Below are 22072 nucleotides of genomic sequence, written 5' to 3'. Positions count from 1 at the left end.
GTTTTTTTATCTGAAAGAGAAGATTGCATGAAATCAGCCTTACGTTTCGCCGGTGCGCTGCTGCTAAGCGTTGGACTTGCCGCACCTGCTTTCTCCACGGAATATCCGCTACCTCCTGCTGACAGCCGCCTTATCGGCGAAAACCAGTTAACCACCGTTCCCGACGACAAACGCCCCCTCGAAGCCATTGCTGCAAAGTACCAGATTGGGCTACTGAGCATGCTGGAGGCCAATCCCGGCACCGATCCCTGGCTACCGAAGGCCGGGACGCAGCTAGTGGTGCCGCAGCAGATGCTGCTGCCGGACACGCCGCGTGAGGGTATTGTCGTCAATCTGGCCGAGCTGCGCCTCTACTACTATCCCAAGGGAGAGGAGAAGGTCATCGTCTATCCGATCGGCATCGGCCAGCTCGGTGCCGCAACGCCGGTAATGGTGACCAGCGTCAGCCAGAAAATCCCTAACCCGACCTGGACGCCGACCGTCAATATACGCAAGCGCTACGCCAAAGATGGCATTACGCTGCCGGCAGTGGTGCCTGCAGGCCCGGAAAACCCGATGGGGCTGTTTGCGCTGCGTCTGGCGCGCGGCAGTGGCAACTACCTGATCCACGGCACCAATGCGGATTTTGGTATCGGTATGCGCGTCAGTTCCGGCTGTATACGTTTACGGCCGCAGGATATCGAAGCGTTGTTTAACAGCGTGCCGAAAGGGACGCGCGTGCAGGTTATCAACCAGCCGGTAAAATTTGCCGTTGAGCCGGACGGAAAACGCTACGTCGAGGTACATCAGCCGCTGTCGCACAGCGACAAAGACGATCCGCAAACGATGCCGATAGCGCTCAGCCCTGCGCTGAAGAAGTTTATCAAAAACCCGCACAGCGACAGCAAGCTGATTAAAGCGGCGCTTGAACGCCGTTCCGGGATGCCTGTGCTGGTATCAAACGGAGAAGCGGTCGGAGAGGGGGCTGAGACGGTCCCAGAGCAGGCGCAGAGTATCCAGACGACATCTGTGAGCCAGGCGGCGGCTGACACGCCCTAGGCGCTAAATCAGGGCAAAAAAAATGGCGCCACATGGGCGCCATTTTTAATACCAGAACTCTTACTTACGGTAAGAGTGAGCCTGGTTGTCCAGACGCTGGTTAGCACGAGCTGCGTCATCTTTAGCAGCCTGCACGTCAGAACGGATTGCGTTCACGTCGTTGCTCAGCTGGTCAACTTTAGCGTTCAGAGTCTGAACGTCTGAAGACAGCTGGTCGATTTTAGCGTTGCTTGAGCAACCAGCCAGCAGAGTTGAACCCAGGATTACCGCGCCCAGTACCAGTTTAGTACGATTCATTATTTATACCCTCTAGATTGAGTTAATCTCCATGTAGCGTTACAAGTATTACACAAAGCTTTTTAAGTTGAGAATAAATTTTTGATGAGAAGATGCTTAAATTTGATCGTTCGCTCAAAGAAGCAGCGCTTAACCGCATATGATAAAAATATTTAGCGAAAACAGAGAGATTTAATCGGGTTAACCTTAATTTCAGAGGATATTGAATAGTTATTATCGATTGGAAATTTTTTGGTTTTGTATTAGTGACGGAATAAAAAAAGCGCCTTTAAAGGCGCTTTTAAATAAATGCTTCTCGTAATTAAATGACGTGTACTGACGCGGTATTTGTGGTACCGCTTGGTACTAATGCGCCTGACACCATTACCACAACGTCGCCTTTTTGCGCGTAGCCGCTTTCGAGCGCCACTTCTTTACCGATGCGATAGAAATCATCGGTAGAAGCTATCTCTTTAACCAGACGCGTTTCAACGCCTTTGCTCAGAATAAGCTGACGTGCCGTGGTCTCGTTGGTGGTAAGCGCCAGGATAGTCGCATCCGGGAAGTACTTACGTACGGATTTCGCCGATTTGCCGCCTTCCGTTGCTACCACGATCAGCGGCGCTTCCAGTTTCTCTGCGGTTTCCACTGCGCCGCGACAGACGGCCTCAGTGATGCGCAGCTTGCGGGAATCGTCCAGCGTATCGATACGCGATTTCATCACGCGGTCGGTGCGCTCGCAGATGGTGGCCATAATGGTCACCGACTCCAGCGGGTATTTACCTTTGGCGCTTTCGCCTGACAGCATAACCGCGTCGGTGCCGTCGAGAATGGCGTTAGCCACGTCGCCCGCTTCAGCGCGGGTGGGGCGCGGGTTTTTGATCATTGAGTCGAGCATCTGGGTGGCGGTGATCACCACTTTGCGCGCCTTGTTGCACTTCTTGATCATCATCTTCTGCGCGAAAATGACCTCTTCGACCGGGATTTCTACGCCCAGATCGCCGCGCGCCACCATGATGCCGTCAGAGGCGTCTAGGATTTCGTCGAAGTTGTTCAGGCCTTCCTGGTTTTCAATCTTGGAGATGATCTGAATATGTTCGCCGCCGTGGGCTTTCAGATGCTCACGAATTTCCAGCACGTCAGAGCGCTTACGAATAAACGAGGCCGCCACGAAATCAACGCCTTGCTCGCAGCCGAAAATCAGGTCGCGTTTGTCTTTTTCAGCCAGCGCAGGCAGCTGGATAGAGACGCCCGGCAGGTTAACCCCTTTATTCTCGCCAAGGTCGCCGTTGTTCAGGACGGTACACACCACGGTGTTCTCCGTCACTTCTTTTACTTCCATGCCGATCAAACCATCATCTACCAGTACGGTATTGCCGATTTTCAGATCTTCTGTAAAACCCGCATAGGTGACGGCTACGCGCTCGCTGTTGCCGATTACGCTCTGGTCGGTGGTAAAGGTGAAGGTCTGACCCGCTTTCAGCGAAACGTCGTTACCGCCTTCCAGTTTCATGGTGCGGATTTCCGGCCCCTTGGTGTCGAGCAGGATAGCGGCCTGACGACCGGTCTTCTGCATGACCGCGCGCATATTGGTGATGCGCTGACCGTGTTCGGCGTAATCGCCATGCGAGAAGTTCAGACGCATAACGTTCATGCCGGCTTCCAGCAGTTGAGTCAGCATCTCTTCAGATTCGGTTTTCGGGCCGATAGTACAAACGATCTTGGTCTTTTTCATGACAGGTTATCTGTAAGTTGTGATGGATGATAAAGGTCGGAGTTCGATGACAGCGCATCGAAATGAGAATTCTGGTTGATAGCGAAACGGACGATACAGAATAAGAATAGGTGACGAAGGCTGAGCGTGCAGGGAAGTTGTGCGGTTACGTCTGGAAACCGCCAGGAGCGTGTTGCGCAAAGAGTATAAGTTATCGCCATAGGCACGCCGCGCTGAAACCTTTCAAGTGAAACAACGCGGGATAGTATAGTCGCTAAGTATCCGAAAACCAATTAAAAAGCAGAAGGGGAAACGATGGAGATCAATAAAAGGTGAAGTTGCGCAAGGGGCGGATGCTGCAAGAGAGTGGTGCGTTCTAATGGACTCGAACCATCGACCCCCACCATGTCAAGGTGGTGCTCTAACCAACTGAGCTAAGAACGCATTGAAGAAATGGTGCGTCCGAGTGGACTCGAACCACCGACCCCCACCATGTCAAGGTGGTGCTCTAACCAACTGAGCTACGGACGCACTTGGTGCGTTCTAATGGACTCGAACCATCGACCCCCACCATGTCAAGGTGGTGCTCTAACCAACTGAGCTAAGAACGCAACGGCTGTCAGGGCGACAGCGGGGACGAATATTAACGACAGGCAGCAACGCTGGCAAGGGGAAAAACGTATTTTTCCGTCTGACTGACCAGCAACTGCGCTATGCGTCGTTTTTTTAGGCGCAACGGGCCTTTACAGGCCCGTTCAGAGAGATAAGCACTTTTTCCGCATGGGGGCGTTAGCGCGCCGCGCGGGCGAGGATCACCTGCGCAGGCAGCTGCTGCAGACGGCGGATACGCCACAGCATCATGATCGCCGCCGAGGTCAGGCCGATAATGAAACCGCACCAGAAGCCCGCAGGGCCGAGACGCGGCACGACCCAGTCGGTCATCGCCAGCGTATAGCCGCTTGGCAGCCCCAGGATCCAGTAAGCGATAAAGGTAATAAAGAAGATCGAACGCGTATCTTTATAGCCGCGCAAAATGCCGCTGCCGATCACCTGAATCGAATCGGAGAACTGATAGATAGCCGCCAGCATCATCAGCTGCGCCGCCAGCGCCACCACTTCCGGATTGTCGTTATAGAGCAGGGCGATTTGATGTCGGAAGGTGACGGTAAACAGCGCGGTGATGGCGACCATACAGACGCCGACCGCCTGTGCGGTCCAGGCGGCGACGCGCGCCTGCTCCGCCGATCCCTGTCCCAGACGGTAGCCGACGCGAATAGTAGTGGCCACACCCAGAGAAAGCGGCAGAACGAACATCAGCGAGCTGAAGTTAAGCGCGATCTGGTGACCGGCGACATCCACAATGCCCAGCGGCGAAACCATCAGCGCCACCACAGCGAACAGCGTCACCTCGAAAAAGAGCGCCAACGCCACCGGTAACCCCAGCGAAAACAGCCGCTGCAGCACAGCGCGCGACGGCGGCGACCAGCGGGTTTGCATACGAATATCGCGCAAGCCGCCCATCCGGCGCACCCAGAAACGCATCACCAGGAACATCACCCAGTATACCGAGCCGGTCGCTACGCCGCAGCCGACGCCGCCCAGCGCTGGCATCCCGAAGTGGCCGTTTATAAAGATCCAGTTCAGTGGGATATTGACCAGCAGACCGATAAAACCCATCACCATACCGGGCTTGGTTTTAGAGAGGCCCTCGCACTGGTTGCGCATCACCTGGAAAAAGAGGTAGCCAGGCGCGCCCCACAGCAGGGCGTGTAGATAGCCTTCCGCCTTCAGCGCCAGCTGTTCGTCGATATCATGCATGGCGCGGATAACGTAACCGGCATTCCACAGCACTACCATAATCAGGATAGCGACGAAAAACGCCAGCCAGTAAGCCTGCCGAACCTGTTCGGCAATGCGTTCGCGGCGGCCTGAGCCGTTGAGTTGCGCAACGGTTGGCGTCAATGCAAGCAGAAGACCATGGCCGAAAAGAATGGCCGGAAGCCAGATAGAGGTGCCGACTGCGACGGCGGCCATATCCGTGGCGCTTACTGCGCCGGCCATAATGGTATCCACAAATCCCATTGCGGTCTGCGCCACCTGAGCAAGGATGACCGGAATCGCAAGGGCAAGCAATTGACGCGCTTCTGTTAAATACTTCTGCACGTTAACACCTGTTTAAAAAAGAAAGGGGAGTAATCCCGAAGAAATGCGCGGTTAGTGTAGCGGCATTAACCGAATTCACCAAGTTTTGTCACGCTGTGCGTTATATTGCGGCTGTAAAGCGGACGCGACGCGGAAATAATATCCGCGCGCTAAGCTGTGATAAGCTAGGGCAAACTTCGCAGAGGCCAAAACTATGTTTACCGGAATTGTGCAGGGCACCGCAAAGATTGTGTCCATTGAAGAAAAAGATCTGTTTCGCACCCATGTCGCGGAGCTGCCGGAAGAGCTGCTGCCGGGGCTGGCGCTGGGCGCGTCGGTGGCGCATAACGGCTGTTGTCTGACCGTCACCGCGATTGAGGGCAATCGCGTCAGTTTCGATCTGATTAAAGAAACGCTGCGCGTCACCAATTTAGGCGATCTGCAGGAAGGCGATGTCGTCAATATTGAACGCGCAGCGAAATTCAGCGATGAGATCGGCGGCCACCTGATGTCTGGCCATATTATGACCACTGCGGAAATCTGCAAAATTATTCAGTCAGAAAATAACCGCGAAGTCTGGTTTAAAATTCAGGACGCCGCGCAGATGAAATATATTCTGCATAAAGGTTTTGTCGGTATTGACGGCATTAGCCTGACCGTGGGCGAAGTGACGAAAAGCAAATTTTGCGTCTATTTAATCCCGGAAACGCTGGAGCGCACCACGCTTGGCGCTAAAAAGCTTGGCCACCGCGTCAATATCGAGATCGATCCGCACACCCAGGCAATTGTCGATACCGTCGAACGCGTGCTGGCGCAGCGCGAAGCCGCCGCGCTTAGTCAAGACGCAGAATAAGCATAAAAAAAGGCGCTCCAGGCGCCTTATTTATCTGCTCGGTTTAGCGTGCAACGCGCAAACCGCCTTCCACACCGCGGCTAAACATGACCTGCCACAGCTGAATATCGCGGGCGCGAAACGCTCCGGCGCAGGCGTTGAGGTAGTAGCTGAACATCCGTTTGAAGCGTTCGCCATACTTCTCAGCCAGCTGCGGCCATGCCTGCGTGAAACGCTCATACCAGGCCATCAGCGTGGTATCGTAATCAGCGCCGAAATTATGCCAGTCCTCAAGAATAAAGTGGGGCTCGCTGGCATCCGCGATATGCCGTACCGACGGCAGGCAGCCGTTAGGGAAAATATATTTATTAATCCAGGGATCGACATTCATATCGGTGCGGATGGCGCCGATGGTGTGGAGCAGGAAGAGGCCGTCAGGCTTCAGGTTGCGATCCACCACGTCAAAGTAGGTCGCGTAGTTTTTCGGGCCAACGTGTTCGAACATGCCGACGGAAACGATACGATCGAACTGCTGATTGAGATCGCGATAATCCTGCAGCAGGATAGTCACGTCCAGCCCTTCACAGCGCTGCTGCGCCAGCTTTTGCTGCTCGGCCGAAATAGTCACGCCATGCACAACAGCGCCGTAATGACGGGCAGCGTATGCGGCGAGACCGCCCCAGCCGCAGCCGATATCAAGCAGCGTCATACCCGGCTCAAGCTGCAGTTTGCGGCAGATCATATCCAGCTTCGCTTCCTGCGCCTGTTCCAGCGTGTCGGCTTCTTTCCAGTAGGCGCAAGAGTATTGCATATAGGGATCGAGCATCAGCGAGAACAAATCGTTCCCAAGATCGTAGTGCTCTTTGCCTACTATCCATGCGCGTTTTTTTGACTGCAGGTTGGTAAGGCGCGCGGCGGCCACGCGCAGCGTATCTTTAAAGTGGTGCGGCAACTGCTTATCCAGCTTGTGCTTCAGCACGCGGTGAAAAAACATATCCAGCCGTTCGCACTCCCACCAGCCATCCATGTAAGCTTCGCCAAGACCAAGTGAGCCTTCCTGAATCACGCGCTTAAAAAAGTCAGGATGTTTAATCTGAATATCCCAGGGGCGGCTGCCGTTGATTTCGATGTCCGCTTTTTCCAGCATTTCGTGGACAATTCGATACCAGTGGTTTTCTTCAAGGCTCACTTCTTCTATACACGATGAACTCATAGCTTCTCCATCACCTGTCCGCTTTGAACCTGAGAAAAAGAATAGTCAATTTCTCAAGGATTGTGAGAAAAGTCACGGATTGCTCCGTGCGCCTGATATCCGACGTTTAACAGAGGATTGAATCTGAAAATCATGGTCTGACGCAACGGAATGGGAAGCGCGTGCAGACACCATCCGGGCGATAAGCTTCGCCTAATAATAAAACAATTATGTTATTGATTTGTTGCAGATTTATTGGCCTGACTGAGTATAAGCTCAACCAGGTCAATATTCAACGACTTATTGTTAGGCAGCTAACTATGCAGGTCGCCTTAGTGCTGATCCTGGCAGGGAGCAGCGGGGCGAACAATATCCATTCGTGCGCAGGCGCGTCGCTGCCAGACATAGCCTGCTATCGCCAGCGCAATCGTTATCACCATAATCAGCGTAGTCATTAGCAGCGGCTGTTGTAAACCTGCAGAGACCGCCAGGCTGGCAAGAAAGCAGAGGCCCAGCTGCAGCGTGTTTTGCAGCGCCGCGGCTTTGCCGGTGGCGTGCGGGAAAGGCAGCAGCGCATTTGACACCACAACAGGGTAAATCGCGCCGTTCGCCAGCGCCATGCCGCAGAAAGGCAGCAGAAGGGCGATGAGGTGATGGCTGCCGGTCAGCGCCACGCCAAACAGCGTTGCTACGCTCAGGCTGTAGATCGTCAGTAGCCAGGGGAGCAGCAGCGTGCCGGAGAAGCGGTTAAGCAGCGCGCGACAGCCAAATCCGCCGAGTAAAAAGGCGATGGTTTGCGGAATATAGCTCAGGCCGATATCCGCCGGCGTTAAGCCTGCGTCGGCGAGGATAAAGGGCGACCCAGTGAGCCAGGCGAAAAAACTGGCGGAGCAGGCAGCGTAGATCAAGACGTTGCCGCTATACACCCCGGAGCGCAACAGGGCGAAAAAGCCAGGCTGATCGGCGCTCTCTTTCGCCGTCGCGCGGCGGCTGGCGGGCAGGCGTAGCGTCGCCAGCATCAGCGCGATGGCGATCAGCGTCAGCACCAGAAAAATTGAACGCCAGTGAAAATGGCTGATTAGCCAGGCGCCGAGCAGCGGCGCAAGCGCAGGCGAAAGCGCAACCAGCGGCATAATGGTGGCGAATATCTTCCTGGCGCGGGCGTTGGGATAGCGATCCACTACCAGCGCCTGCCAGCTCACCGCGGCCGCGCACACGCCGATCGCCTGCAGAAAGCGCAGCGCCAGCATAAGCGCCACATTTTCTACCCACAGCATGCCAGCGCAGCCAAGCGCGAAGAGCGCCAGCCCCATCAGCAGCACAGGCTTGCGGCCGATGCGATCGGAAAGCGGTCCCCAGAAAAGCTGACCCACGGCGAAGCCCGCCAGGAACAGACTCATACTGGCGCTGATGACGCCGGGCGACGTGGCGAAGCTCTCCTGCATCGCGCCGAAAGCGGGAAGGTACATATCCGTCGCCAGGAAACCCAGCATGCTGAGCAGGGCGAGGTAAGGCATAAATCCTTTTGATGACAGCATGGTTTTACTCATTCTCATATTTGTCAGGCAGGTTGAACGCGGCAAAGTGTAAAAGGGTGCGCCCACAACTGTGAAACGTTAATATTTGCAGAATGCTATGAAAAATTTTGAAGGGAATAATTATGTGGTCTGAACATGCGCTTGAGGTGGTGGATGCCGTTGCGCGTACCGGCAGCTTCAGCGCCGCCGCTAAGGAACTGCATCGCGTGCCTTCTGCCATCAGCTATACGGTGCGCCAGCTGGAAACCTGGCTGGCGGTACCGCTCTTCGAGCGGCAGCACCGCGACGTAGCGCTGACCGCTGCGGGCGAACATTTCGTACGCGAAGGGCGTGAGGTTATCAAAAAAATGCTCGCCACCCGCAGGCAGTGTCAGCAGCTGGCAAACGGCTGGCGCGGTCAGCTGAGCATCGCGGTTGACCGCATCGTGAAGCTGTCGCGCAGCCGTCAGCTGGTCACGGACTTCTATCGCCATTTTCCCGATATGGAGCTGCATATCAGCTATGAAGTTTTTAACGGCGTCTGGGACGCATTGGCTGACGGACGCGTAGACGTGGCTATCGGCGCAACCCAGGCGATTCCGGTCGGCGGGCGCTTCTCCTTTCGCGATATGGGCGCGCTGAACTGGCGCTGCGTCGTGGCGCGCCAGCATCCGCTTACGCAGCAGTCGCGGCTCGACGACGACGCCCTGCGCGTCTGGCCATCGCTGGTGCTGGAAGATACCTCGCGCGCGCTGCCGCGCCGCATGACCTGGACGCTCGATAATCAGCGGCGTCTGGTGGTGCCGGACTGGCAGGCGGGGCTGGCGTGCGTACTGGATGGATTATGCGTGGCGATGATGCCGGGCCATCTGGCGCGTCCGCTGCTGGACAAGGGGGATCTGGCGGAGCTGACGCTGCCTGCGCCGTTCCCGGAAAGTCCCTGCTGCGTGAGCTGGTCGGAAGCGCACGCATCGCCGGCGCTGGGCTGGCTGCTCAGCTATCTCGGCGATGCGCAAACGCTCAATCAGGAGTGGTTAAGCGAGGATTAACGGCGGTAGTCGCGGAAAGGGCCATCACCGACCGAGCGGCGTTCAATCAGCGTCGGATGCACCTCAATGGTCTGCGACTCTTCGCGTTTACTGGTGATGCGATCCAGCAGCATCTCCAGCGCCTTCTCGCCCAGCTGGGCTTTGGGCTGATGGACGGTAGTCAGGGCTGGCGTAAAGTAGCGCGCGTTGCGCACATTATCATAGCCGATCACTGAAATATCCTGCGGCACGCGCAGACCCATCTCGTCGGCAGCGCAGATCGCCCCCATCGCCATAATATCGCCGCCGCAGAAGATCGCCGTTGGGCGCTGTTTCTGCTGCAGGATCTGTTGCATCGCCTGATAGCCCGATTCCGGCTCAAAATCGCCCTGCACAATCCACTCGGGACGCACCACGATGCCTGCTTCCTGCAGCGCTTTTAAAAAGCCTGCGTGGCGTCCGCCGCCGGTGTTGCGCTCCAGCTGACCCGGTATGGCGCCGATGTCGCGGTGTCCGCGTTCAATCAGATAGCGCCCCGCCAGATAGCCGCCCTGGAAAGCGTTATCCAGTACGGTATCGGTAAAGTCCGCGCGCGATTCGCCCCAGTCCATCACGACCATCGGGATATTGCGATTCTCTTCCAGCATCTTCAGCAGATCGTCCGGGTATTCGGAACACATTACCAGCAGTCCGTCGACGCGCTTTTGCGCCATCATCGACAGATAGGCGCGCTGCTTCTGCAGGTCGTTGTGGGCGTTGCCGAGAATCAGGGTATAGCCGCGCTCAAAGCAGTGGTGCTCCACCGCTTCGATAATTTCCGCAAAGTAGGGCGCCTCGCTGGAGGTGGCAAGCAACCCCAGCGTCTTGGTGTGATTGACCTTCAGGCTTCGCGCGACGGCGCTGGGCGAATAGTGCAGCTCCTGAATCGCCTGCCAGACGGCGTTGCGCGTCTCTTCCGCAACGAAGCGCGTTTTATTGATAACGTGGGAAACGGTGGTGGTGGAGACACCCGCGCGCTTCGCGACATCTTTGATTGTTGCCATTAAAAAGAGACTCCAGAACTTATCAATAACCCGTTGATAAGCATAATGTTAAACGTTTGCGTCCGCTAAGAGACTTTTCTGTTAATTCGCTACAGTTTTTGTCGGTGAAATATTCACTGGGCGGGACAAAACAGAGGCTGTTGCGTGCGAACGGAACCGGTGTTGCGTCAGTTGCGCAACAAAGCCGGAGATTCTAACAAGGCTTGCAGGATAAAACGAGATTTTTACCGGTAACTATGGGAAAATGCCTTAAAACCATAATGATTGTGTGGATAAGGAGAAGTGATGAGCACTGATTTGAAAATGGCACTGATGACGACCGGCGCCGCGCTGCTGATGATCGTAGCCTTTAGCTTTACCGCCGTGATGCACTGATACGCAGTAATAAAAAACCGGGGAAGCCCCCGGTTTTTCTTTTCTCGCTTAGCGTATGGTTTTCGGCGTCATCATCCGGCGCGCGCCGATATAGTGACGCTGCCAGTAATCTTCCGACAGCCCGCTAATCTGAATATCTTTTCCGGTGCGCGGCGACTGAATAAATTTGCCGTTGCCGAGATAAACGCCCACGTGATCGGCCGTACCGCGACCGTTGATACGGAAAAACACCAGGTCGCCTTTCTCCAGCGATTCGCGCTTCACCGGCGCGGCGTCGCGCAGGTGGTACATTTCATTGGCGGTGCGCGGAATTCTGAATTTCACTAAATCCTTATAGGCGTACCAGACCAGGCCGCTGCAGTCGAAACCGGTATGCGGAGAGGTGCCGCCCCACTGATAAGGTTTGCCCAGCTGTCCCATCAGTTTGGTCATCGCGGTTTCGCGCGCTTTCTGGTAACGCAGGCGATGAGACTTACTCATTTTGATGGTGGTGCCGTCATCGGCGTCCAGCAGCTGCAGCTTTGCGGTTTTGGCCGTACCCAGCTCGCGCTGATGGCCATAACGTTTGCGGGAAGATTTAAGGGATTTTTTCTGTTCGCCAGCGGAATGAGAAAGTGAAGCCGTTTCGATTTTCTTCTGTTTTTTCAGTTTAATTTTTTGCGTAGCAGAAGAAGGGCGCGATTTTTTCGAGCTGCTTTTAACCGGCCGCCGTTTGCGTCGCTCATCTTCGCGCGCGCTTTTTTTCTCCGCCTTGTGCAGGCTGGCGTTAACCGGCGTTTGCGGCGAAGCTGAAGCGATGTTCAGAAACAGCTGCGCGAAAGCTAATATGAAAAGCGTAATCAGTAATCGCATAGTCCGGTTACAGGGTTAGCGGTTACGACGACAGGCCGTAACGAGGTTAGAAAAATCTGATCGAGGATCAGCGCCGGGGCCATTCTAAGCCAGGTTTTTTTCAAAAGTTAAGCCATTTTTCTATTAAACTGTTACAGGGTTGCAACTGACTCATAAATGAGCGATTTCAGAAGCTTATAGCAGCAAACTTATTACCAGTTATGAACAGCTTAAGTTTTGATTATCGTCAGGAAAAGTCAGAGCTTTACTTAAAAACTTAACAAACATGGCGGTTTCGCCTGGTAAGCGAGAAATTGTCGTTTTCAGTAACGGGGCGAAGTCGCTACAATAAACAAACACGAAGTAAGGAATTAAGGAAGGCAATTATGAGTACTGTAGAAAAAATTCAGCGCCAGATCGCAGAAAACCCGGTCCTGCTGTATATGAAAGGCTCGCCGAAACTGCCGAGCTGCGGTTTCTCTGCGCAGGCGGTGCAGGCGCTCTCTGCCTGCGGTGAGCGTTTTGCTTACGTGGATATTCTGCAGAACCCTGATATTCGCGCCGAGCTGCCGAAATATGCCAACTGGCCGACCTTCCCGCAGCTGTGGGTTGACGGCGAACTGGTTGGCGGCTGCGACATTATCGTTGAGATGTTCCAGCGCGGCGAACTGCAGTCTCTGATCAAAGAGACGGCAGAAAAGCATAAAGAAGCGGAATAAACAAAAAGGCCGACGCAAGTCGGCCTTTTTTATCACTACTCCGACGCAGGTTCATCCTCGTCGTCCGCTGCGGCCAGCGGCAAAGGCCAGCCCCCCAGTCGTTTCCAGCGGTTCACCAGCTCGCAGAACAGCGTCGCCGTCTGTTCGGTATCGTAAAGCGCCGAGTGCGCCTGCGTGCTGTCAAAATCCATACCTGCTGCTTTACAGGCTTTCGCCAGCACCGTCTGCCCCAGTACCAGCCCGCTCAGCGCGGCGGTATCAAAGGTGGCGAACGGATGGAAAGGGTTGCGCTTCAGCCCGGCGCGTCCGGCGGCAGCCATCATAAAATTCAAATCAAAGGTCGCGTTGTGCGCCACCATAATGGCGCGATTGCAGTGATGATCCTTGATGCCTTTGCGCACCATCTTGAAGATGGCGTGCAGCGCCTCATATTCGCTGACCGCGCCGCGCAGCGGATTGCTGGGATCGATGCCGGTAAAGGCCAGCGCTTCCGGATGAAGCAGTGCGCCTTCGAAAGGCTCGACGTGAAAATGCAGCGTCTGGTCGCGGTGCAGCCAGCCCTCTTCATCCATTTTCAGCGTGGTGGCGGCGATCTCCAGCAGCGCATCGGTCTGCGCGTTAAAGCCTGCGGTCTCGACATCGATTACCACAGGATAGAAACCTCGGAAACGTTGATTCAGCGCGTTCAGGGAGTTCGTTTCAGACATCAGCATCTCATAGCAGAAATTAGGCAGCGCGCATTATGGCAAAAAAAAGGTGAGGGTGCAGCAGAAGGGAAGGCTTCAGCCTGCCGCAAACAACAGACTGAAGCGGCAAACTTAGTTGCCCAGGCCGTTACCGGCGTCTTTGTTTTCGATCAGCTCGATTTTGTAGCCGTCTGGATCTTCAACGAAAGCGATAATGGTTGAGCCGCCTTTAACCGGACCCGCTTCACGCGTTACGTTGCCGCCCGCGTTGCGAATGCGGTCGCAGGTCGCCGCCACGTCATCCACGCCCAGCGCGATATGGCCGTAGGCGTTGCCGAGATCGTAGCTGTCTACGCCCCAGTTGTAGGTCAGCTCGATCACCGCGCCTTCGCTCTCTTCGGTGTAGCCCACGAATGCCAGCGTATATTTGTATTCAGTGTTTTCGCTCTGACGCAGCACGCGCATACCGAGAACGCGGGTGTAAAAGTCGATGGAGCGTTGCAGATCGCCAACGCGTAACATGGTGTGGAGTAAACGCATAACTTCCTCTTGTATTAAACGGTCATCTTCTGATGACGCAAATGCTAAGTATAGCGATGAAAATAGCAAAAAACGGCCGCTGGCGTAACCGTCGTTACGCCAGCGCTTCGCTTAGAGCGTCGGGTAGTCGGTATAGCCTTCCGCGCCGCCGCCGTAGAAGCTCTCGGGACGCTGCGGGTTGAGCGGGGCATCCTGCTGCAGACGCGCCACCAGGTCGGGGTTGGCGATAAAGTCGCGGCCAAACGCCACGGCATCGATCAGACCGCGTGAAATAAGGTTATCCGCTTTTTCGACGGTATAGGCGCCAGCGCCGATAATCACGCCAGGGAAGATCGCGCGCACTTTTTCGCGGAAGGCATCACTGTAGGGCTTGCCGCCCGCCCAGTCCGGCTCGGAAAGGTGCAGGTAGGCGATATTGCGCTTCGCCAGCTCGCCGATATACCACAGCGCGGCTTTCTCTTCTTCAGGGCCGTTATCCAGATTCTGGAAGCTGCCTATGGGCGAAATGCGAATGCCGATGCGGTCGGCGGACCAGTTGGCAATAGTGGCATCGACCACTTCCAGCGCGAAGCGGCCGCGTTTCTCAATGCTGCCGCCATATTCGTCGGTGCGACGGTTGGAGTCGGGTGCCAGGAACTGGTGCATCAGGTAGCCATGTGCCGAGTGCAGCTCAAGCAGATCAAAGTCCGCCTCGCGCGCGTTGGCGGCCGCCTGGCCAAAGTCCGCCACAATCTGCTTAATCTCGGCAACGGTCAGCTCACGCGGCGTTGAGGTCTCTTCACGATAAACGCTGCCATCCTCCGCGCGCAGCGAGGTGCGCGTGCCGGCGGCAATAGCAGAGGGCGCGACAGGCGCTTTTCCTTCCGGCTGGACGCTGTGGTGCGAAATACGGCCGGTGTGCCACAGCTGAACGGCGCTGTGGCCACCCGCCTCGTGAATGCCTGCGTTAATCGCTTTCCAGGCGGCAATCTGCTGCTGGGTATGCAGCCCCGGCGCGCCGGCATAGCCTTTCGCCTGGAAAGAGACCTGGGTTGCCTCGGTAATAATCAGCCCGGCGCTGGCGCGCTGACGATAATATTCCCCCATCAGCGGAGTAGGAATATCGCCAGGCTCGATGCTGCGCAAACGCGTCAGCGGCGCCATAAATACGCGGTTCGGTACGGTAATCGCACCCACTTTAAGCGGGCTAAACAGCTGGGTACTTGCCATAACAACTCCTGTAGTAGACCGGTCTGCTATAAAACGGCGTTTTTAAAATCAGTGGGCTTGTAACCACTGTTCGAGAGTGCGTAATGCCAGACGCAGCGGCTCAGGCTCGCGCGATAGCTTGCTCTGCAGGCTTGCGCCCAGCCACAAAATATAGATGACTTTCGCCATCTCCTGCGGCGCATGAGGCAACACCAGCTTCTCCTGCTGCAGGGCCGCCTCCAGCGTTTGCGCATAGGCCGCGATAATACGGCTGGCGCCCTGCTGCAGCGCGTCGCGCATCGGTTCAGAGAGATCGCAGACTTCGGCGGAGAGTTTTACCACCAGACAGCCAACGATATGCCCCTGTTCGCTGAACAGCCGCTCAGCCTGACGGAAGAAGGCCAGCAGACGCTCGCGCGGCGTCGCTTTGTTATGCTGTAGCTGCGCGTTGACCTGCTGATGAAAATGGAGGAAGTAGCGCTCCAGCAACGCCACGCCAAACGCCTCTTTCGAGCGGAAGTAGTAGTAGAACGAGCCTTTCGGCACCTGCGCCAGCGTCAGCAGTTCGCTGAGTCCCATTCCGGTAAACCCCCGCTGCAGACAGAGCTGCTCGCCGGTGGCGAGCAGATGTTCACGAGTTTCATTGCGTTGCAGCGTCTTGTTCATGGCGCTTAAGGTAGTAGACCGATCGGTCGAATGCAACGCTTAGCCCGTTTTACGGCACGTTCTGATCATGTCGAGCTGCGGCTGATACTCGCTGGTCTGTACGTCAAACATACCCAGCAGCGTATGGAAAAGGTTGTCCTGCGACACCTCTGCCGCAGGCGCCTGACGGCGCAGGCAGGCCTGATCGATACCGTAGGTTTTGGCGTAATCGTCCGACATCCACAGCAGAAAAGGGATATGCGTCTGTTGAGACGGCGCAAACAGATAAGGCGCGCCGTGAAGATACATACCATGCTCACCCAGCGATTCACCGTGATCGGAAAGATAGATCAGCGCCACGTTAAAGCGGTCGCTGAGGCCTTTCAGCTTATCGATGGTGCGGCTGATCATATCGTCACTGTAGAGCAGAGAGTTGTCGTAGGTATTCATCAGCGCCTGATGATCGCAGTCCTGAATCTGGTTGCTGTCGCAGGTCGGGGTAAACTTGCGGAACTGCGGCGGATAACGGCGATAGTAGGCGGGGCCATGACTGCCCATCTGATGCAGCACGATAATGCCGTCGTTATGCAGGCTGTCGGTATAGTTATCGAGCCGGTGCAGCAATACATCGTCCAGGCAGGAACCCTGCTGGCACCAGGCATCCAGTTTCCACAGCGTCATATCGGTATGCGGCACACGGTCGCAGGCGCCTTTGCAGCCGCCGTCATTTTCGCGCCACAGTACGTTGATGCCCGCATGTCCCAGCACGTCCATCGCGCCATCCTGGTGGTGCGCCAGATTAGCATCGTAATGGGCGCGCGGCATATTAGAGAACATACAGGGTACGGAGATGGCTGTTTCAGTACCGCAGGAGGTCGCCTGCGGATAGTAGATAACATTCTGCTTCTTCAGTTGTGGATTGGTCTCTCGTCCATAGCCGCCCAGCGAAAAATTTTCCGCGCGCGCGGTCTCGCCCACGACCAGCACTACCAGCGTTTTTTTCTGCTCCGCCGCGATAGTCGGCCCCTTATGCGCATCCTGACCGATATGCACCCACTCCTGGCTGCCTTTCATCCAGCGATTGTTAACGTAGTGACCCGTACCGCTGACGATGTTGGCAGGCGTCACCATCTTGACCAATCCTTTATTGTTGCGGATCAGCGACGCGTAATCTTTATAAAACAGTAGCGCCATCAGTACGATAACGCCCAGCGACGCCGCCATTAACAGCGCACGCCAGGCCAGATTCATCCACCAGGAGTCGCGGCGTTTAAAACGCACCAGGCAGATGAGGAGAGTGGGCACCACGCCCATTAGGGTAACCCAGATGACGGCGTTAGGGCTGAGTAGCGCGGTGGACTCCTGCAGATCGGTTTCGAAAACGTTCTGCACCATATTGGTATCGATAATGGTGCCAAAACTATACATAAAGTAGTTTGCCGCCGCGCTCGACAGGATCAGCACCGCCAGCAGCGGCTTACGCAAATAAGGCCAGGCGATCAGATTAAAGATCAGCAAGAACGCCGCCGTCAGCACCACCGGAAGGCTAAAGGCAAAAAAGTAATCGTGCAGCGAGGTATAAGGGATACGTTCCCAGGCGCGGAACACAAACAGTCCATTTAAAACTAACGCGAAGAACAGAGAAACAGCCAGATTAAAGGTGCTTTCGTGACAGCGTAACTTTTTCAACAGCATGAGTATCCAGTAAAAAAATAAAGAGTCGCCAGAGGAGAATAACGCCAACAACTTTATGAAGCCTTAACAAAAGGTCAACACTATGCGGGGAATTTCCAGATAAGCCAAACTAATTAGTTACATTTAGTGACCAGACCCGCTTGTGCTGCCGTAAAAGGCACAGAGAATGAGCTATCTTTACAGGAGATATTGACCGATACGGAGATGCTGTGGCGGAGCAACTTGAGTTTTTTCCTGTACCCAGTCCCTGTCGTGGCATCTGCCAGGTAGATGCGCGCGGCTACTGCATTGGCTGCCTGCGCAGCCGTGACGAACGTTTTCACTGGATGAAATTCAGCGATGCGCAGAAGCGTGAAGTGCTGCGCCTGTGCCATCAGCGCCGTCTGCGCATGCTGCGCACGCAGAAACAGGATGAGGATCAGGAACCGCAACAGCCATCCCTGTTCTGATCGCTTTTCGTTATACTCCCTGACACTAACTGAGATAGCACACAGGGATATCACTATGCTGCAACCGCAACCCGTCTCGCCACAGGGACCCGATTTCTCTCCGCTGATCATGGGCTACTGGCACCTGATGGAGTGGGGAATGACGCCGCAGCAGCGCGTCAGCTTTATCGAGCACCATCTCTCTCTGGGCATTACCACGGTCGATCACGCCGATATCTACGGCGATTACCGCTGCGAGGCTGCATTTGGCGAGGCGCTTAAGCTGTCACCCGGCCTGCGCGACCGCCTGCAAATTGTGACCAAATGCGGTATCGCTACGCGCGCTAAGCCAGAGCATCACATCGGACACTACATTACCGACAAAGCGCATATCGTACAGAGCGCGGAGAATTCGCTACGTCACTTCGCCACCGATCGCCTGGATCTGCTGCTCATTCACCGTCCCGATCCGTTAATGAACGCCGATGCGGTCGCCGAGGCGTTTCTGGCGCTGCATCAGAGCGGCAAGGTGCTGCACTTCGGCGTATCGAACTTTACCCCGTCGCAGTTTGCGCTGCTGCAGTCGCGTCTGCCCTTTACGCTGGTGACCAATCAGGTAGAGATCTCGCCCGTTCAGCAAAATGTGCTGCTGGACGGCACGCTCGACCAGTGTCAACAGCTTCGCCTGCGGCCGATGGCATGGTCCTGCCTGGGCGGCGGCGAGCTGTTTCATGATCCGCACTACCAGCCGCTGCGCGATGAGCTGGAAAAGGTACGCCTTGAGACCGGCGCCGCCAGTCTGGCGCAGGTGGTGTACGCCTGGGTGCTGATGTTGCCCAGCCAGCCGCTGCCCATTATTGGCTCCGGCAACGCTGAGCGCGTCAGCGAAGCGGCGGCCGCGCTGCGCGTCCGGCTGGACCGCCAGCAGTGGTTCCGCATTCGCAAAGCGGCGCTGGGTTACGATGTACCCTGAAGCGTAAAACTGTGTCAAGCAGGAGCAGGGATCGGAAATTGCGGCCAGGCTTATCACATCCTGTGGGAAAGATAAGAGGCAATAATGAAAAAATCGGTCTTAGCGTTGTTATTACTGGCGGGCGGCGGGCTGGCCGCCAGCGCGCAGGCGCAAGAGGTGACGCTGCATAAAGTGAGCGCCGAGGGGGCTGGTGAAGCGATCGGCTCGGTCGATATCGAGCAGACAAAATATGGCCTGCAGCTTACGCCGAAGCTCAGTGGCCTGACGCCGGGCGTACACGGCTTTCATATTCACGCTAACGGCAGCTGCGAGCCAGCCGTCTCTGAAGGCAAGAAGGTTGCGGCAGGCGCGGCGGGCGGGCATCTCGACCCGCAAAAAACCGGCAAGCACCTTGGCCCTTATGCAGAGGGACACCTCGGCGATCTGCCGGCTATCTACGTTGACGATAAGGGCAACGCCACCTATCCGGTGCTGGCGCCGCGCCTGAAATCTCTGGATGAGATCAAGGGCAAGGCGTTGATGGTGCATATCGGCGGCGATAACCATGCCGACCATCCACAGCCGCTGGGTGGCGGCGGCGGGCGCTACGCCTGTGGGGTTATCTGAATGCTCGCCTGCTGACGGCTCCGTAAGAGAGCCGTTTAATTATCATTTAGTTTATAGCTATATTCTCCTGATAAATTACCGCCTATGATACTGATTCTGGACACTTTCATCTGGTGCGGTCAAAGGAGAAAAGGAATGAGAAGAACAGGCGTACTGCTGTTCTGTCTGCTGCTGGCGGGCTGCGATCAACCCAATGCGACCCAGCTTATGACCGAAACAGGACGTCAGCTGCAGCGCACCATTGACGTCAACCCGGCGCGCGGCGAGTGTGAAGATATTGCGAAAGGGCGTGAGTGGCTGAGCCACAGCGCGCGTAAGCGGCTTGAAGAGAAGGGCTGCCAGTTTGTGTTGCGCAGCGCAACCGAGACTAACTTCGAGCAAACGGCGGTCTATCACACCAGCATGACCATGGTGTGCGGCAGCATTGTCGGCAAGAGCTTTACCGGCAGCGAAATCCGGCGTCGTTTTATCTACTCGCCGGAAGAGCGCGAGCTGGTGATTGAGCCGATGTCCCCCAATGATAAAACCCGTTTCGAGCAGCGTAAAACGTTGGCGCAGCTGCAGGCCGATTTTGAACGCCAGCAGCTGCAGTACTGTAAATAGCTATTCCGGCACCGCCTGCTTCAGCTGCGCCAGCGAACAGCGCAAGCGCCACAAAATGCCCGCCAGCGTATTCGCCTCCGTATCGCCATCCGCCACCAGCTGGCGGATCATCTCATCCAGCTTCGTCAGCGTCTGGTCGAGCGACCTGTGCCGCACGCCGCGCGCGCTCATAATGCGCTGCAAATCCTGCAGGCTCGCCTCACGCATCTGCGCCAGCGTGGCCGACGCAGGCTGCCAGTCGCGCAGATGCCAGACGATATGCGAACAGTTAAGCAGTACCACGCCCCAGCGCAGCAGCCAGACGCGCGCCTGTTCATCGCGACTACTGCTCAGCTGGCTGATGCGATGGTAGATCTGCGATTCAAAGCGGCTTTCGCTCAGACGCGGACGGCGGCGCAGCTGATCGAGAAACGCCATGCGCAGCGCGCGGATATGGCGGCGGCTGCGGCGCGCGTCGGAGCTGGGGCGCAGGATCTGGAACGCCAGCCAGGCGAGCATCACGCCGCAGACTTTGGCGATATTATCATTGAGGAAATCGGCGTAATCCCAGCTGGGCGGGTTGGTGACCGCGATAAACGATCCCATAAAAACGATAAACTGGCCCCAGAGCGCGGCGCGCTGCTTTTGCTGTAGCTTAAACAGCTGCAGCGTCAGCAATAACGGAAACAGAAACAGTAAAAACTGCCACAGCTGGGAGATCTGCACCATCAGGCCGAACTTTACCACAAAGCTGAACAGCGACAGCCAGAGCAGGGTTTTTAACAGCAGCGTTACGCTGCCGCTCGGTGAGGGCGCAGAGGAGTAAAGCACGCAGGCGATGGCGGTGAGCGTCAATGCCGCCGCTCCGGAAGACCACTGGGTGGTAATCCAGAAGGCGCAGCCCGCGACGACCACGCAAAAGGTGCGCAGCGCGCTCCAGCCCGCCTCGGCGCTGTCGCTCTCCCGCGCCAGCGAGGGCACGCGCGGCGGCTGAAAGCGGGTATCCGCATCGGCGCGGGCGAGCAGACGGATCCAGCGGCTGACGTTCAGATACATCCAGCAGAAATAGCGCAGCCGCTGGCAAAACGCGCGTTGACGGTAATCGCCGTCGGCAGCGGGCGTCACGCTGCGCAGAATCTGCGCCAGCCGGTATTTGTTGCACTCCGCGCTGGCCAGCTCCTGCATCAGCGCGCTGATGGCGTCGTAGAGCGCCTGCGGCGCATCGGGCCAGTTAAGCAGCATGCGGCGCAGGCTGGAGAGCACGCTGGTCAGGCGCAGCTGCTGGTGCAGCACATAGTTAAGGACATTGTTCTGACGGCGAAAACGGTAGTGGCTCCAGAACGCCTGGATGCGCAGCAGGTTCATAGTGAGAATCTGACTGATGACCGCTTCATGCGCGGCGCGCACATTCTCGACGTCGGTGGGCTGCAGCAGTAGCCCGGCGTGCTCCAGCAGGCGCGTATGCATCTTCTGCAGCGACGTAATCAGCGCCTCGCCGTCCGAGGTGCTCGGCAGCACCATCATCATAAAACCGGCGCACAAAATGCCTGAAATCACCTCGCATACGCGCGCCTGGGTCAGGGTCCAGAGATCCGTCGCGTCGGTCAGATCAACGCTGCTGAAAACAATAATCGCGGCGGTATAGCCCGCCAGCGAAAAGGCGTAGGCCACGTTATTCTGATAGTGGTTGGCGATGCCGGTACAGAACGCCAGCCAGCCGGCGATAAAAAAGGTAAACAGCCAGGGATCGTTAAGGGTATGACCGGCGATCAGCAGCGCGGCGCCCGCGCCCATCAGGCTGCCGACGATACGCCCCAGGCTTTTGCTTATCGCGCCGCCGACGGTGGGAAAGCTGATGACCGCCGCTGAGGTCATCGCCCAGTAAGGCTCATCCAGATCGAGCGCGTAGGCGATGCTGAGTGCCAGGCACATCGCGATAGCGTTACGCAGCGCGTAGCGCCACTGGTTCGCGTCTGCCTTAACCCAGGGCAGCTGATCCCATGCCAGCCATTGCAGATTCAT

The 22072-nt window shown here is 56.4% G+C and carries 22 protein-coding genes and 3 tRNA genes; 9 read left to right on the top strand and 16 right to left on the bottom strand.

The window, feature by feature from the left end; genetic code table 11:
- Nucleotides 1-27 precede the first annotated feature (27 nt).
- A complete protein-coding gene (locus MHZ89_RS01270) occupies nucleotides 28-1038 on the top strand; it encodes a L,D-transpeptidase family protein (protein ID WP_311781537.1) in 1011 nt (336 codons plus the stop codon).
- Nucleotides 1039-1098: 60 nt separating this feature from the next.
- Here MHZ89_RS01270 and MHZ89_RS01265 read toward each other — a convergent pair whose 3' ends face one another.
- From MHZ89_RS01265 to MHZ89_RS01240, 6 genes are all read right to left on the bottom strand, one after another.
- Nucleotides 1099-1335, bottom strand: a complete 237-nt coding sequence (locus MHZ89_RS01265; protein WP_007374746.1) for a major outer membrane lipoprotein — start codon at nucleotides 1333-1335, stop codon at nucleotides 1099-1101.
- Between the two features lie 301 nt (nucleotides 1336-1636).
- Complete coding sequence (gene pykF / locus MHZ89_RS01260; protein WP_311781536.1) at nucleotides 1637-3049, bottom strand: pyruvate kinase PykF; 1413 nt, start codon at nucleotides 3047-3049, stop codon at nucleotides 1637-1639.
- A 346-nt stretch (nucleotides 3050-3395) separates the two neighbouring features.
- Nucleotides 3396-3472 (bottom strand) — tRNA-Val (locus MHZ89_RS01255).
- 10 nt (nucleotides 3473-3482) lie between these two features.
- Nucleotides 3483-3559 (bottom strand) — tRNA-Val (locus MHZ89_RS01250).
- A 3-nt stretch (nucleotides 3560-3562) separates the two neighbouring features.
- Nucleotides 3563-3639: transfer RNA gene (locus MHZ89_RS01245), tRNA-Val, on the bottom strand.
- A 178-nt stretch (nucleotides 3640-3817) separates the two neighbouring features.
- Complete coding sequence (locus tag MHZ89_RS01240) at nucleotides 3818-5191, bottom strand: MATE family efflux transporter (protein ID WP_311781535.1); 1374 nt, start codon at nucleotides 5189-5191, stop codon at nucleotides 3818-3820.
- 193 nt (nucleotides 5192-5384) lie between these two features.
- Between MHZ89_RS01240 and MHZ89_RS01235 the strand changes: the two genes are divergently transcribed.
- The gene (locus MHZ89_RS01235; protein WP_311781534.1) at nucleotides 5385-6023 is read left to right on the top strand and encodes a riboflavin synthase subunit alpha; all 639 of its coding nucleotides are present in this window, start codon (nucleotides 5385-5387) and stop codon (nucleotides 6021-6023) included.
- A 43-nt stretch (nucleotides 6024-6066) separates the two neighbouring features.
- On the opposite strand, the gene cfa is transcribed toward MHZ89_RS01235, so the two are convergent.
- Nucleotides 6067-7215, bottom strand: coding sequence for a cyclopropane fatty acyl phospholipid synthase (gene cfa / locus MHZ89_RS01230; protein ID WP_311781533.1), 1149 nt, complete (start codon nucleotides 7213-7215; stop codon nucleotides 6067-6069).
- A gap of 311 nt (nucleotides 7216-7526) precedes the next feature.
- Nucleotides 7527-8732: a purine nucleoside transporter PunC gene (gene punC / locus MHZ89_RS01225; protein ID WP_311781532.1), complete on the bottom strand. Its 1206-nt coding sequence runs from the start codon at nucleotides 8730-8732 to the stop codon at nucleotides 7527-7529.
- A 122-nt stretch (nucleotides 8733-8854) separates the two neighbouring features.
- On the opposite strand from punC, the gene punR reads away from it, so the two are divergent.
- Nucleotides 8855-9760 carry a DNA-binding transcriptional activator PunR gene (punR, locus tag MHZ89_RS01220; RefSeq protein ID WP_311781531.1) on the top strand — a complete coding sequence of 302 codons (906 nt, stop codon included), beginning with the start codon at nucleotides 8855-8857 and terminating at the stop codon, nucleotides 9758-9760.
- On the opposite strand, the gene purR is transcribed toward punR, so the two are convergent.
- Nucleotides 9757-10782, bottom strand: a complete 1026-nt coding sequence (purR, locus tag MHZ89_RS01215; RefSeq protein WP_311781530.1) for an HTH-type transcriptional repressor PurR — start codon at nucleotides 10780-10782, stop codon at nucleotides 9757-9759. The two genes, punR and purR, sit on opposite strands and share 4 nt — an antisense overlap.
- A gap of 285 nt (nucleotides 10783-11067) precedes the next feature.
- Between purR and MHZ89_RS01210 the strand changes: the two genes are divergently transcribed.
- Nucleotides 11068-11157, top strand: a complete 90-nt coding sequence (locus MHZ89_RS01210) for a YnhF family membrane protein (RefSeq protein ID WP_311781529.1) — start codon at nucleotides 11068-11070, stop codon at nucleotides 11155-11157.
- Nucleotides 11158-11205: 48 nt separating this feature from the next.
- Here the strand turns inward: MHZ89_RS01210 and MHZ89_RS01205 are convergent, their stop codons facing one another.
- Nucleotides 11206-12009 (bottom strand): C40 family peptidase, encoded by an 804-nt coding sequence (locus tag MHZ89_RS01205; RefSeq protein ID WP_120452423.1) that lies wholly within the window; start codon nucleotides 12007-12009, stop codon nucleotides 11206-11208.
- A gap of 362 nt (nucleotides 12010-12371) precedes the next feature.
- On the opposite strand from MHZ89_RS01205, the gene MHZ89_RS01200 reads away from it, so the two are divergent.
- Nucleotides 12372-12707: a Grx4 family monothiol glutaredoxin gene (locus MHZ89_RS01200; protein WP_179256429.1), complete on the top strand. Its 336-nt coding sequence runs from the start codon at nucleotides 12372-12374 to the stop codon at nucleotides 12705-12707.
- A 35-nt stretch (nucleotides 12708-12742) separates the two neighbouring features.
- Here the strand turns inward: MHZ89_RS01200 and rnt are convergent, their stop codons facing one another.
- The 5 genes from rnt to eptA form a co-directional block, all read right to left on the bottom strand.
- Complete coding sequence (gene rnt / locus MHZ89_RS01195; protein ID WP_311781528.1) at nucleotides 12743-13414, bottom strand: ribonuclease T; 672 nt, start codon at nucleotides 13412-13414, stop codon at nucleotides 12743-12745.
- Between the two features lie 111 nt (nucleotides 13415-13525).
- Nucleotides 13526-13933, bottom strand: a complete 408-nt coding sequence (gloA, locus tag MHZ89_RS01190; RefSeq protein ID WP_120452425.1) for a lactoylglutathione lyase — start codon at nucleotides 13931-13933, stop codon at nucleotides 13526-13528.
- 111 nt (nucleotides 13934-14044) lie between these two features.
- Entirely contained in the window at nucleotides 14045-15142 is a 1098-nt protein-coding gene (locus tag MHZ89_RS01185) for an alkene reductase (RefSeq protein WP_311781527.1), read from the bottom strand.
- Between the two features lie 48 nt (nucleotides 15143-15190).
- The gene (locus MHZ89_RS01180; protein WP_311781526.1) at nucleotides 15191-15787 is read right to left on the bottom strand and encodes a TetR/AcrR family transcriptional regulator; all 597 of its coding nucleotides are present in this window, start codon (nucleotides 15785-15787) and stop codon (nucleotides 15191-15193) included.
- Between the two features lie 39 nt (nucleotides 15788-15826).
- On the bottom strand, nucleotides 15827-17461 hold the full coding sequence (eptA, locus tag MHZ89_RS01175) for a phosphoethanolamine transferase EptA (protein ID WP_311781525.1): 1635 nt from the start codon (nucleotides 17459-17461) through the stop codon (nucleotides 15827-15829).
- Between the two features lie 209 nt (nucleotides 17462-17670).
- Between eptA and MHZ89_RS01170 the strand changes: the two genes are divergently transcribed.
- The 4 genes from MHZ89_RS01170 to MHZ89_RS01155 all read left to right on the top strand — a co-directional run bounded on the left by MHZ89_RS01170 (nucleotide 17671) and on the right by MHZ89_RS01155 (nucleotide 20071).
- The gene (locus MHZ89_RS01170; RefSeq protein WP_311781524.1) at nucleotides 17671-17910 is read left to right on the top strand and encodes a DUF1289 domain-containing protein; all 240 of its coding nucleotides are present in this window, start codon (nucleotides 17671-17673) and stop codon (nucleotides 17908-17910) included.
- Nucleotides 17911-17965: 55 nt separating this feature from the next.
- Nucleotides 17966-18862: an aldo/keto reductase family oxidoreductase gene (locus MHZ89_RS01165; protein ID WP_311781523.1), complete on the top strand. Its 897-nt coding sequence runs from the start codon at nucleotides 17966-17968 to the stop codon at nucleotides 18860-18862.
- 84 nt (nucleotides 18863-18946) lie between these two features.
- A complete protein-coding gene (gene sodC / locus MHZ89_RS01160) occupies nucleotides 18947-19468 on the top strand; it encodes a superoxide dismutase [Cu-Zn] SodC (protein ID WP_311781522.1) in 522 nt (173 codons plus the stop codon).
- 135 nt (nucleotides 19469-19603) lie between these two features.
- Entirely contained in the window at nucleotides 19604-20071 is a 468-nt protein-coding gene (locus MHZ89_RS01155) for a hypothetical protein (protein WP_311781521.1), read from the top strand.
- Here MHZ89_RS01155 and MHZ89_RS01150 read toward each other — a convergent pair whose 3' ends face one another.
- A complete protein-coding gene (locus tag MHZ89_RS01150; RefSeq protein WP_311781520.1) occupies nucleotides 20072-22072 on the bottom strand; it encodes an FUSC family protein in 2001 nt (666 codons plus the stop codon).

The organism is Pantoea sp. ACRSB, from assembly GCF_022346905.1.
In the GTDB taxonomy this organism is placed as follows: domain Bacteria; phylum Pseudomonadota; class Gammaproteobacteria; order Enterobacterales; family Enterobacteriaceae; genus Pantoea; species Pantoea piersonii.
Note: the sequence above shows the minus strand (reverse complement) of the source record. Positions and strands in the feature narration are given on the sequence as shown.